10 protein-coding genes and 1 pseudogene are annotated in these 11,815 nt (G+C 45.3%); 6 read left to right on the forward strand and 5 right to left on the reverse strand.

From position 1 onward, the window contains the following. Nucleotides 1-99: 99 nt before the first annotated feature. From QUA97_RS11540 to QUA97_RS11550, 3 genes are read right to left on the reverse strand one after another with little or no spacing between them, the layout of a single operon-like run. Entirely contained in the window at nucleotides 100-1,698 is a 1,599-nt protein-coding gene (locus QUA97_RS11540) for an Hsp70 family protein (RefSeq protein WP_333194659.1), read from the reverse strand. A gap of 20 nt (nucleotides 1,699-1,718) precedes the next feature. Continuing rightward, on the reverse strand, nucleotides 1,719-2,462 hold the full coding sequence (locus QUA97_RS11545; RefSeq protein WP_333194660.1) for an XRE family transcriptional regulator: 744 nt from the start codon (nucleotides 2,460-2,462) through the stop codon (nucleotides 1,719-1,721). A gap of 50 nt (nucleotides 2,463-2,512) precedes the next feature. After that, nucleotides 2,513-2,725, reverse strand: coding sequence for a DUF2997 domain-containing protein (locus QUA97_RS11550; RefSeq protein WP_194069347.1), 213 nt, complete (start codon nucleotides 2,723-2,725; stop codon nucleotides 2,513-2,515). Between the two features lie 71 nt (nucleotides 2,726-2,796). On the opposite strand from QUA97_RS11550, the gene QUA97_RS11555 reads away from it, so the two are divergent. Next, nucleotides 2,797-3,822: a threonine aldolase family protein gene (locus tag QUA97_RS11555; protein WP_194069349.1), complete on the forward strand. Its 1,026-nt coding sequence runs from the start codon at nucleotides 2,797-2,799 to the stop codon at nucleotides 3,820-3,822. Between the two features lie 649 nt (nucleotides 3,823-4,471). Here QUA97_RS11555 and QUA97_RS11560 read toward each other — a convergent pair. Beyond that, a complete protein-coding gene (locus tag QUA97_RS11560) occupies nucleotides 4,472-4,870 on the reverse strand; it encodes a DUF4112 domain-containing protein (RefSeq protein ID WP_194069351.1) in 399 nt (132 codons plus the stop codon). 261 nt (nucleotides 4,871-5,131) lie between these two features. After that, nucleotides 5,132-5,464, reverse strand: coding sequence for a winged helix-turn-helix transcriptional regulator (locus tag QUA97_RS11565; protein WP_194069353.1), 333 nt, complete (start codon nucleotides 5,462-5,464; stop codon nucleotides 5,132-5,134). Between the two features lie 359 nt (nucleotides 5,465-5,823). On the opposite strand from QUA97_RS11565, the gene QUA97_RS11570 reads away from it, so the two are divergent. From QUA97_RS11570 to QUA97_RS11590, 5 genes and pseudogenes are all read left to right on the forward strand, one after another. Further along, a complete protein-coding gene (locus QUA97_RS11570; RefSeq protein ID WP_333194661.1) occupies nucleotides 5,824-6,522 on the forward strand; it encodes a pirin family protein in 699 nt (232 codons plus the stop codon). Nucleotides 6,523-6,713: 191 nt separating this feature from the next. Beyond that, nucleotides 6,714-6,920: a hypothetical protein gene (locus QUA97_RS11575; RefSeq protein WP_194069356.1), complete on the forward strand. Its 207-nt coding sequence runs from the start codon at nucleotides 6,714-6,716 to the stop codon at nucleotides 6,918-6,920. A 162-nt stretch (nucleotides 6,921-7,082) separates the two neighbouring features. Continuing rightward, the gene (locus QUA97_RS11580) at nucleotides 7,083-8,729 is read left to right on the forward strand and encodes a trypsin-like peptidase domain-containing protein (RefSeq protein WP_333194662.1); all 1,647 of its coding nucleotides are present in this window, start codon (nucleotides 7,083-7,085) and stop codon (nucleotides 8,727-8,729) included. Between the two features lie 87 nt (nucleotides 8,730-8,816). Next, nucleotides 8,817-9,464 carry a Uma2 family endonuclease gene (locus tag QUA97_RS11585; protein WP_194069358.1) on the forward strand — a complete coding sequence of 216 codons (648 nt, stop codon included), beginning with the start codon at nucleotides 8,817-8,819 and terminating at the stop codon, nucleotides 9,462-9,464. A gap of 642 nt (nucleotides 9,465-10,106) precedes the next feature. Next, nucleotides 10,107-11,177 (forward strand): annotated as a pseudogene (locus QUA97_RS11590) (ABC transporter ATP-binding protein); the annotation flags it as partial. Nucleotides 11,178-11,815: the final 638 nt, after the last annotated feature.

Raw genomic sequence — 11,815 nt, forward strand, 5'->3', positions numbered from 1 at the left:
TAAATTTGATTTAAATCGATATTATTCAGTCCGCGCCGGCGGACGAAAGTTTGACAAGAAGCGATTTCAATCGCCAAATCCTATCTAAAAATTGTATCATTATTGCAGTTTGGCGATCGCCCCTTTAGCCACCAACACCTCACCAGTCACTAAATCCCGCACCGTCGCCAACAAAACCCGCCTTTCATCCACCTCAAAACTCACCGAAACCCTATCAATTCCCAACACCCCAGGCGGATTCAAATGCGCCACACAAACCTCCTGATGGTGGCTTTCCAAAGAGCGAAAATCCGTGTGTTTGTTGAGCAAACTGCTAGTCATTTGCCCTTTTTCATTAAAAATAACCTCCGCTTGCGACACCTCCGCAACTTCCCCAATATCTAACCGAATCTCCCTTTGTCCTTCAATCGCCACTTGCAGCGTCAACTCTTCAGAACTTTGACAAGGATACTTCATTTCCTTGCTAAAAATCGACCAATAACTATAAACTTTAGCATAAGGTTCCCAGAGGCGAATGGCATAACTGTGCCGCAAATAATCGTCAACACTCACTAACTGTGTCAGCGCTAAAGCACCGTGCGCCACAGCTTCAAAAGGTCGATCAATTTTAACTTTTTGTCGTCCAAAATAGGAAATAACTAAGTTAGACACAGCCGGAATTAGAGAAGTTCCTCCTACGAGCAAAACCTGTTCGATATCTGCTTTGCCGATACCTTTTCCCTGGGCAATACTCAGCACTTCATCTAAAGCTTCTCGAAACTGTTCTAACAACTGCCGAAATTCCAAAATCTCTGCAAGCTTTTCTCGGTTTAGCACCAAGTCGTAAGATATAAAATTTTCATCATCAAACCAACTTTCCTTCGCTTCATTAACTTGAGAAAGTTGAATCTTTAACTTTTCGGCTATTTCTAATAAATTTTGCCAACCAACCCCGCCAACTTCGGCCCGCGACGAACCAATTTGCTGCAAATAATCTTCGACAATCCAGATATCAATATCTTCGCCGCCAACATAAGCATCTGATTTTGCTACGACTTCGGCCCGCATTAAATTTGAGCTTTGAAATTGGCTATCTTTTACTGAAAAATGAGGGGCAGTCCGAACCAAACTTAAGTCTAAAGTTCCGCCGCCAAAATCGATTACTAAAACTATAGAACCGGGACGTTTAACTGCATATCCCAGGGCGGCGGCTGTAGATTCATCGATTAGCTGAACTTCCGCAAATTCGAGAAATTCTGCCAAGTCGCGAAACCAATCCAGATATCGCTCAAATGCTCCGACTGGGACTGTAAAAATTATTTTATCTGGCTGTATATTTTGATCCAATAATTGTTTCCAGATACTTATTATAAATTGTTTTGCTACTGATTCAGGTGTGTAGGTTACACCGTCGATATTGCGGGATGGCGGCTGAAAATCGGCGACCAAATCGCGTTTAAAAGCTTTGAAAAAACGCTCTGGTTGCGATTTTTCCAAACGCTGAGACCGCACTTTTTCTCCCAATACCAACTCTCCGGCATTTTTCACAAACACCAAAGTCGGGATTACAGGTATTTCTCGGATATCTCCGCTCGAATGCTTCGTTTTGAAAATGCGGGACATTTCGCCTAATCTCAAAGTTTCCGGTGTTTGGGTGTCCGGGTTGAGAATGCAAACAACCGTGTTGCTAGTCCCGAAGTCAATTGCGATTGCAACCATGTAAATTTTAGATTTTAAATTTAAGTTTGTATAGCCGCTGGCAGGGTACGGCTAACTTTAGCAGGAGTAAGAATTTGCTCTCCATTCCGATAGCCGACAAACCGAATATAAACTAATTCTCCTTCTGTTATATCTTTAACATCCGGCTGGTGCAACTGCGGATTGTAAGTCACTTGTTCCCAAGCTGAACCAATGGTTTCAAAATCCCAACTCGACAAGAGATTTTCTAAGGGCGTAAACAAAGCGGAGAGATTTTTTGCGCGCATATTCGGCTTGGCTTCTGCCATTTTGCGGGCGGCGGGATAGGTAATTAACAAAGTTTGCAACTGTTCAAAGGTGGCGCGGCGAAAATCGGCAGTTAGTTGAGTTTTTTGCTGCTGCAATTCTTCTCGCAGCCGGAAACACTGCTGTCTCAATTCTTCAATTTCGTTGGGATTAGTGGTGATTGTCGCCGATACGGGCAGCGCGCTAAGAGTGCGATCGAATTCTGGGAAATTCAAATTCAGCACTGTTGCCAGCCGCCTCAGTTGGTCTAGCGTGAGTTTTCCCACGTCTCCCTGTCGCACTAAGCGCACCCCGAAGCGACTTAAGCCGGCTTTCTCGCCCAAGTCTTGCCAATCGAGAATCTCTAGCTGATTCATGCGTTCCCGCAGAATTGTATCGTACTTAAACTCGATCGCATCTCCGGCCTCCGATGCAGCATAAAGGTAAACTAAAATTAGAAAAATGCCCCCCACAGCTAGCGCCATACTAAAGGCAGGCACTGTTGTTGTCTCAATTGTTACGCCGAGGAAATAAAACATAGTTAATTTTTCTAAACTTGTTTTAACGTCTGCGTTTGTTCGGCGATAGAATTTTCTTCGCCTTGATAGTATTCTGGTAGCAACTCTTGAGATTCTACTTTTCCCAGAGCTTTTTCAATTCCGGCGGTGGTTTCAGTACAGCTTGCACCAGTGGCGTTGAGGACGGTTTCGATAATTTTACCGTCTTTGCCGATGCGGTATTCTATTTGGCGGTACTCTGCCATAGTTCTCTTGCTTTAATATTTAAATTTTGACTGTTGAGTTATATTATAGATGCTGTTTACCAATTATTCAAATGAATTTTTGTAGCGACAATACCACCGGGGTTTCGCCGGAAATTATGACCGCGATTGCAGCGGCTAATTGCGGTGCAGCGATGTCTTACGGAGACGATGAATATACAGAACGTTTGCAAGTTAAATTTTCCGATTTGTTCGAGACATCAGTGACAGTTTTTCCCGTAGCAACCGGTTCCGCTGCTAATGCTCTAGCCCTGGCAGTGATGACTCCGACCTACGGCGCTGTTTACTGTCACGCCCAATCTCATATTAATCTGGATGAATGCGGCGCGCCGGAGTTTTTTACAGGCGGTGCAAAGTTAGTGACACTAACAGGAAATCATGCTAAAATAGAGGCAGAGACTTTAGGTGAAATAGTCGATCGCGCTGGTGCAGGTGTCGTCCACCACGTACAGCCCGCAGCCGTCAGTATCACACAAGCCACAGAAGCCGGCACAGTCTACCATCCAGCGGAAATTGCCCGCATTTCCGAGATTGTTCGCCGCCACAATTTGCACCTGCACATGGATGGTGCTCGCTTTGCTAACGCTGTTGCCAGTTTGGGCTGTTCTCCTGCAGATATTACTTGGCGCGCCGGCGTAGATATCCTATCATTTGGAGCGACCAAAAATGGGGCAATGGCTGCAGAAGCAGTAGTATTTTTCAATCAAAAATTGGCAAAAACTTTTCCTTTTTACCGCAAGCGCAGCGGGCATTTGTTCTCCAAAATGCGATTTTTGTCGGCGCAGTTAGAAGCATACATAACCGATAATCTGTGGCTAAAAAATGCGGCTCATGCTAATAAAATGGCTGCTAAATTAGCCGCAGATTTGGCGGGAGTTGAGAAAGTCAAGTTTTGCCATCCCGTGGAAGCCAACGAAATTTTTATGCAGCTTCCCGAATCGGTAATTACAGCAGTTTTAGCTGAGGGTTTTCTGTTTTATCGGTGGGATAAATGTACTGTTAGACTGGTAACGGCTTTTAATACTAAAGAAGAAGATATTATTGCTTTAGTGAAAGCTATTAAACGCTATTCTGCATAAATTATAGTTGGGTAATTCCGGGTTAATTGAGGTTTTTTATAATAATAAATATTTCGGTAAATCCGCTTTGACAGATTTTGACAATTCGGTAGGAGGCGGGTTAACCAATAATCTCAAACAGTACAAACAGATTAGTAGTTAGTAGGGTCTTTCAGCTAGAGTTAGTTTTTAAGAGATAATTGAGAGTTCAAGAACTGATACCAATTCCGGTTGCATTCTTTATGATGTTAACAGTGAATAGAGAGGATTTGATATAGCGGTTCTCACAAAAGTGAGGAGAGCCTCATGCCCGGTTTGGCCTATGCCCTATCCCGGATAGTACCTCCTATGAGAGCTTGAAAGGCTATATCATATCAATTCCATTAGCATCGGAATTATTCATTTCTCTCTGACCTCTCTGTGTTCTCTGTGTTCTAGTAAGGTTAAATCATTCCGATGCAACCGGAAACGATATCACGCATCTGAAAGCTAGGGAGTGCGTCAGTTCCTGCAATTTAAAACAAGCCTCTCGACTTCTACTGACGCACCCTACAACTAATATCTTGAACTACGGTTTGACGGAAAAATTTTAGGTTTAAATTTATCGTTTGGTGGGAGGCGAATCTTTGAAATTGTTAGTGAGAGTTAGAGATGATTTGTGAGCTCGCCCCTACAATTTAATCGATTTAGGAAGAGGTTCTGCAACCGCAACTAATTCCGGTTCCTCTACTTCGATATGTGCTTCTAAAAGCGCCAAATTTCTCATGTTGGATTTATAAAAAGCATCGAAGATATCTCCTACTAAAGGTACTGAACCCACGACGGCCTCTAAACTGATATTGTAAATCATTTTTCCGAGGGTTTTGGGCGGGATATTGAATTGAGTGGCTAAGTAAATTAGGTATGCGGAAAACGCGGTATCTACGAGATCCCCAGCACCCGGAACTAAACCGATAAGGGGGTCTAAACCAATGCGAAATTTAGTGCCGGGGATGCCAATGGCGGTATCCATCAGGCGGCTGAGTTTGCGAATGCGGTTGAGGGTAGCGAGACGCTCTATTTTGTTCATATTATTATTTTTAGGCTAACTACAAAAAGCGACATCAGTCGGAAGATGGAAAAAAGCATTACCCTGACAGAACAGACTAAACCAGCCGGATTCATCTCAGGATAGCAAGGGCTACAATCAAACAGATTCGATCGTTCGGAATGCGAGTCCTTTTCAAACCTAGAGGACTCAAGTCCTGACTACAAACTTGATCGGGGTTATTTTATCAGATATGATATAATTAGCGGTATGAAATTAGGAAGTAAGCAGATACGATCGCACTTAACTATAGTTAATATGCTTAATTCCCCATTCGTGCATCGTATCAATAATCGGTTTGAGGCTTGTGCCCAAAGGTGTAAGCGAATATTCAACTTTCGGCGGAACTTGCAGGTAAATTTCCCGGTGCACAATCCCGTCTGACTCCATCTCCCGCAATTGCTGCGTCAGCATTTTCTGCGTAATGCCGTTGACAGCCCGTTGCAGCTCGTTAAAACGCTTCACTCCTCCAAACAGTTCCCGCAGAATTAAGACTTTCCACCGCCCGCCAATCACCTCTAAAGTTCTTTCTACCGGGCAATTTGCTCTCTCAATACTTCCTTCTTTGACTTGCATAGTATCTTTTTGGTAAGTATCGCACTTTTAAGTGCGTACTTTCCATAATAGCTTGACTAGGTTTAAAGTAGAAGTATCTCAGAAACACTGATAAAGTTCACTGATATAGCAATCCTAAATCATTATCACGTGCGGCGAACATAAATGTGATTTCCCCAAAATCCATCTGTAGGGACACGGCAGTGCCGTGTCCGGGAGACGGCAATGCCGTGTCCCTACAGACAATCATTTAGGATTGCTATACGAGTTCCGTCAAAGAAGGGAAGTCCCAGCCCGTACTCGTAACTACGAGCGACCTCAGTCATTTCCAATTACTCAATCTCCAATCTATAATCTCAAATTACAGGAGGATACAGAAAATGATTACTGTCAAAAAAAGTGAAGCAAGAGGACACGCTAATCGCGGTTGGTTGGACAGTTACCACACATTTTCGTTTGCCGATTATTACGATCGCAATTATATGAATTTTCGCTCGTTGCGGGTAATCAACGAGGATGTCGTTAGCCCCGGTAAAGGTTTCGGAACTCACGGACATAAGGACATGGAAATTATCACCTATGTACTGGAAGGAGCATTAGAACACAAAGACAGTTTGGGAACCGGTGCAGCAATCAAACCCGGTGAAGTGCAGCGGATGAGTGCAGGTACTGGCATCCAACACAGCGAGTTCAATCACTCGCAAACAGAGCCTGTTCATTTGCTACAAATTTGGTTGTTACCGGATACAAATGACTTGCAACCGAGTTACGAACAACGGGAATTTCCCCTAGCCGAAAGGCGCGGACAACTGCGGCTTGTGGCGGCGCGCGATGCGAGAGATGGTGCGGTGAAAGTGCATCAAGATGTCGATTTGTATGCGGCGGTTTTGGATAAAAATTCGCGGGTTTCTCATACTTTGCAGCCAAATCGCCATGCTTGGGTGCAAGTTGCTCGCGGCGCTGTTTTGCTCAACGGTTTGAGTTTAGGAAAAGGTGACGGTGCGGCGGTTAGCGATGAGGCTGAGTTGGTGATTGAAGCGGCGGAAGATGCGGAATTTTTGCTCTTTGATTTGGCATGATATTGCACACTGTACATACTAAGTAAGGTATGCAATACACACCTTACTTAGTTATGAATAGTGATAGGTAAGGTACGCAATGCACACCCTACTTAGTATGGTTACTACTTAGAAAATAAGTAAATAGGAGGAAGAAAATAACTTTTATTTGTGCTATCTTTTCTAAGAGTAATTGCTGAGGATAAATTTTTATGCAACAAAAACCGATCGCCAGAAAGCATCTTGTTTTGAGCCTGATCACTGGTTTAGCAGTCGGCGCGATCGCGGGCGCAGCCCTCGGCTGGATAGCTAATGGCTATTATACTGAGCAGCGTTTGGCTCAAATTCTGATTTGCCGAGAAAAGAATAGAGATAAGCCAGTTGCTATTGTTGAGTCTATTTGCGGTTCCCGATTCTAAATTTTTCTGCTAGCGAGAGGGCTGTGTCAAATATTGTGAGGCTGGTGCGGATGTTGAAAGTTCGATCGCCCAAAACACTCTTCCATCCTCAACCGTCAACGCGCCACAAACCGGAAAAGTTATCCGTCCGTTGATAGGTGGGTATGTTAAATTGACACAATCATGAACTACAGCAGAACAATTCCGGCTATTTTGAGTGCTACGATCGCCCTAAGCTCGATCGCCCTAATTCCACTCACATCACCTCAAATCGCCCTAGCCTTAACCGCCGACGCAGTAAAAACCGTCGCCAAACAAATTACCGTCCGCATCCAAGGGCCAAAAGGCGGTTCTGGAGTAATTTTAGAGAAACAAGGTAGCACATACTATATCCTCACAAACTGGCACGTTGTCGATAAAGCAGGGGATTACGAAGTTGTAACACCCGACGGTGTAGCTCACTCTGTATACTACAGCCTCGTGCGGCGAGTGCCGGGGATGGACTTAGCCGTAGTGCCCTTCAGCAGCCCTCAAACCTACCGCCTCGCTCAATTAGCCAATTCCGCAGCAACCAAGGGAAACAAAGCCTATGTAGCCGGCTGGCCTGCATCCGGCGGTTCCCTGAGACAGCCGATTTTCATCGCCACCGAAGGTCAGCTTACCGGCCGCCAGACTCCCTGGAACGGTTATACTTTGGTATACAATAACTTAGTGAGAGCGGGGATGAGCGGCGGGCCCGTACTCGACGATGCGGGGCGAGTTGTGGCAATTAACGGCATTGTCAGGCTAGAAGAAAATTCGGATAAAATCGTGGCGGCGGGGATAGAAATTAATACTTTCATGAAATGGCGATCGGCTGTTTCGCTGCCGGTAGTTCCCCAATCTCCCACAGCCGGAAACCCGAAAACTCCCGTTAATAATCCGCCTCGGAAGCCTGGAAGCGCGAGATCCTTTGTCGCCACAAATAGCCTCAAAGGATCTTCGGAAGTTGTGAGTTCCCTTGCCCTAGCTTCAGCTTATTTTACTACAGGAAATAGCAACGGCACAATCTCAGTTTGGAATTTTTCCGACGGGCAATTAAAAACTACCCTGCAAGGACACACAGAAGCCGTAAATTCACTCGCAGCCAGTGCGGACGGAAAAGTGTTAGCTAGTGGCAGCGACGACAAAACTGTAAAAATTTGGAATTTAGAAACAGGCGCGGTTGTACGCACTTTGAGCGGGCATTCCGGTGCTGTTTCCAGCGTTGCCCTCAGTCCAGACGGCTTGTTTGTCGCGAGTGGCAGTTGGGATAAAACCGTGAAGGTTTGGAATGCCAAAACTGGGGAATTGCTGCGGACTTTAACCGGGCATTCTGGACTGGTGAATGCTGTGGCGATTAGCCCGGACAGCAAAATTTTAGCTAGCGGCGGTAAAGACGGTTCAATTAAGTTGTGGAATTTAGCAACAGGTCAAGCAATTCGCACAATTGCCGGCAAAAATTTGTCTGTTTTGTCCCTAGTTTTTACTCCCGATGGGAAAACTTTGGCTGCGGGAAACAGTAACGGGACAATTGGGTTGTGGAATGTCGGAAACGGGCAGTTAATTCGGCGCTTAAGCGGGCATACTGATGGGGTTTGGTCGCTGGCTATCAGTCGGGATGGGAGTATACTGGTTAGCGGGAGTTGGGATAAGAGCGTGAAATTGTGGGATGTGCGATCGGGCGAATTGAAAGGTAATTTGAGCGGACATTCGGGCTATGTTACGGCTGTGGGAATTAGTGCAGATGCTAAGACGATTGTGAGTGCCGGTTGGTTGGGGGAAATTAAGATTTGGAAAAGAGGGAATTGAGAGGGCGATCGAATGTGCTACGATTAAATGAAAGCGTCATTGAATAACAAAAATAGTCACCCAAACTGTCTAATCAAAAGGTGAAAAATGAGTACCTTAACAACTAAATTACCTACAGACACCTGGGTGGTAGCAACATGGGAAGAATTCATCGCAATGGCAGATGACCCAGCTTACAATAAAGCCAAATGCTACTACCGCAACGGACAAATGAGGATTGAAACTATGTCAGTAGGGCCAGATCATTCACGAGATAATGCGATCGCACTTTTCGCAATTAACCTATTTTGTACTATCAAAGGTATTTCTCTTAACGGATTGGATAACTGTAGCTACAGGAAAACAGGAGTGCGAGAGTGTCAACCGGATGTATCATACTATATCGGAGAAAGAGCGCAATTAGCACCGAGGGGAACTTCGATCGCAAGTCTTGACGTTACCCCACCGCCAGATTTAGTCAGAGAAGTTGCTGACTCTACTTGGGCTGATGATATTGGTGAAAAACGGTTGCTTTACGAAGAGCTAAAAGTCGGTGAATATTGGGTACTAGACGTGCAAAAATCCGAAATTATTGCCTTTGCTATTATTGCTGATAATGGCAGTCGGCGGATTGTGCGATCGGAAGTTTTGCCGGGATTAACTATTGATTTGTTGGAAGAGACTTTGCGGCGGAGTCGCACTCAAGATCAAGCACAAGTAGGAAATTGGCTGTTAACTCAATTTCAGCAACCATAATTCCTGCTTTCTTCCTCCTCTCTTCCTTCGCGCCCTTTGCGCCTTCGCGGTTCGTCAAAAAAATCCCATTCATCAAAGCGTAATTTTGTCAACCCCCGCTTTACACTTGCTTAACAATCACCAACAAAAATATATTTTGACCGACTTGTATAAAAAACAATTAACTGCACGAAACAGGATTCTAAAACGAAATATATAGGGTTTCAAGCTTTATTTTATCAATTGACATACGTAGCCAAGATTTTTAAATTGATAATACCACGCAAACGACCTAAATTCGTCAGTTAAATGAGAATGAAATCAATAAAAAACCAACTCTACAGCCCAAAAAATAGTAATTGTTTTAAACTTTAAAACTTAAGTGAGAGAAGTATTGCTTAAACTTATAAAATTGCAAAAGCAATCTCAGCCTTAGCTGGACAGAGACAACGGCAGCCCTAAACTCGTCGTGCGTTTCTCTGGTACGATCGCCACTTATGATAGATTTGGTTACGGCCGGACTACACTAAAAGACAAAATCAAATTAAAATTTGCGCCATAAAATTCGATCGACCCCCACTGTTCCCGTGCTAAGACGCACAGCGCACAAGCGGTTGAGTCACATCTAAAATCTAAAATCTAAAATCGACTGGCTTCGGAAAAATGATAGAAGTAGAACACTTAAGCAAGGATTACGGTTCGACCGCAGCGATCGCGGACGTGTCCTTCTCGGTCGAATCAGGAGAAATTCTCGGTTTTTTGGGGCCCAACGGCGCAGGAAAAACCACAACCATGCGGATTTTGTCGGGATATTTGCCCGCATCCAGCGGTACTGCCCGCATCGCCGGCCTCGACGTACACGAAAACTCGATGGAAGTCAGACAGCGCATCGGCTATCTGCCGGAAAACCCGCCGCTTTATCCAGAAATGACTGTGGAAGGGTTTCTGTTTTTTGTGGCCAGGATTAAGCAAGTACCGGCGGGCGATCGCGCGCGACGAGTTACCTCGGCGATCGAGCGCTGCGGCCTGGTTGATAAACGCAAAGTTTTAATCCGCAAACTTTCTAAAGGATTTCGGCAACGTGTCGGTATCGCCCAGGCGATCGTCCACGACCCGCCAGTGATTATCTTAGACGAACCAACCGTCGGCCTAGACCCCCGCCAAATCATCGAAGTCCGCAATCTCATCAAAAGCCTCGGCGGCCAGCACACAATCATCCTTTCCACCCACATTCTGCCGGAAGTCAGCATGACTTGCAACCGCGTCACCATCATCAATCGCGGTAAAATCGTCGCTGCGGGTACTCCCGAAAATTTGATGGGAGAGTTGGCCACCGGAGAAGGTTACGAACTGGAAGTTGAAGGTGAGGCGGATTTGTTGAACAGTCTGCTGTTGCCTTCTTTGGAAAATGTGCAAGGAGTTCGATCGGTCGAATTAATCCGCAAGCAGCAATTTGTAGCAGGTCATTACCACCTGCGGGCCTTGTGCGAATCGGACATAGAACCCGGACGAGAAATTGCCGCAGCTATTATCGCCTCTGGATTCGGACTCTGCGAGATGCGCCGCAATCAGGCTACTCTCGAAGATGTGTTTTTAAGGCTGACAGCAGCCCAAAATAAACCGGAAGAAACTCTTGTTCACAGCGAACCGGAGGTCGATAGAAATCTGCAAGCGACAGAAATTCAAGACTCGATCGCCGATGCTCATCAATCGGAACCGCAACCAATTGTGGAAAATCTGCCAGTTTCAGATAGGCTAGAGTCCCTCTATGATTCTCATTCAGCATCCGAACCTGTAGAAACAGTAGAATCGATCGCACATCCCGAACCAGAACCGATTCTCGAAACAACAGAGTCGATCGCACATCCCGAACCAGAACCGATTCTCGAAACAACAGAGTCGATCGCACATCCCGAACCAGAACCGATTCTCGAAACAACAGAGTCGATAAAAGGGAATCATCTCAGTTTGGGTGTCACAGGAACCCCAGCATCTGACTCGCTACAGATATCTAAACTAGCAAGCAGGATGCTCACTTTTGTAAAAAATATTTTTCACAAAAGTGAGATACTCCCGATAGAACCTTCTCCACCAGCACCAGTTGGCGAAAATCTAGATGTTGTAGAAACAGAAGAGTCGATCGCACTTTCTCAACCAGAACCGATTGTAGAAACAGAAGAGTCGATCGCACTTTCTCAACCAGAACCGATTGTAGAAACAGAAGAGTCGATCGAGCTTTCTCAACCAGAACCGATTGTCGAGTCGATCGCATATCCCGAACCAGAATCCGAACCAGTTGTCGCAATTGTCGAGTCGATCGCACATCCCGAACCAGAACCGATTGTCGAAACAACAGAGTCTAGAGAACTTTC

Source organism: Microcoleus sp. CZ3-B2 (assembly GCF_036705055.1).
GTDB lineage: Bacteria > Cyanobacteriota > Cyanobacteriia > Cyanobacteriales > Microcoleaceae > Microcoleus.